This window comes from Rhodococcus sp. FG69, assembly GCF_057808915.1.
The window spans coordinates 1-721 of the sequence record NZ_JBMDIX010000108.1 but is presented as its reverse complement, the minus strand read 5'-3'; the positions used below and the strand labels follow the sequence as shown (position 1 = coordinate 721).

The 721-nt window shown below is 68.1% G+C and carries 2 pseudogenes; both read left to right on the top strand.

Annotated elements, in window-relative coordinates:
* Positions 1-198: pseudogene (locus tag ACODSO_RS29180) on the top strand (hypothetical protein); the annotation flags it as partial.
* Positions 195-721: pseudogene (locus ACODSO_RS29175) on the top strand (hypothetical protein); the annotation flags it as partial. The pseudogenes ACODSO_RS29180 and ACODSO_RS29175, both read left to right, overlap by 4 nt.

Below are 721 nucleotides of genomic sequence, written 5' to 3'. Positions count from 1 at the left end.
ATGGTGGACCCGACGACAGTGGGCCTGATGAGGGCGGCTCTGATGGCACTGGGCCCGGAGACGGTGGATCAGACGACAGCGGGCCTGGCGACGGTGAACCCGATGGTTCTCGCCCTCCCTACCTCGGCGCCCCGGACGCCGGACACTGCCCCTGCGGACGACCCCTCCCCGACACCATCCGCCACCCCCACGGCATGAACACCCCACCATCTACACCGCTGATCCACATCACCGCCGACCTCGAAACCGTCCTCGGACTGCACAACCACTCCGCCTACCTCCACGGCTACGGACACCTCGACCCCACCACCCTGCGCGACATGGCCCGCGACGCCACCTGGCAAGTCATCTTCACCACCAGCCGCCGCTACCTCGACACCCTCACCGACCACGACCCACCACCACCACCACCGCCACCCGCTCCACCGCCACACACCCCGCACCGCACCTGCACCTGCGGCGCACACTCACGCCCCCACCCACACCCACCCGCCACAGACACCGCTACAGGGGGAACAGGCTCGGGCGCAACACTGGCCGACCTCCTCGACCGCGCCGCAGCAGAACACGAACACCACACCACCTCACTACCGACCCGCATGAAACCCCCGAACGCCGAACAACGAGCCGACGACCGCCGCCGCACCGCACTCGACAACCACACCGACAACCACACCGACAACCCGAATCCCAACAACCCCGACACCGAAAACCCCGACGA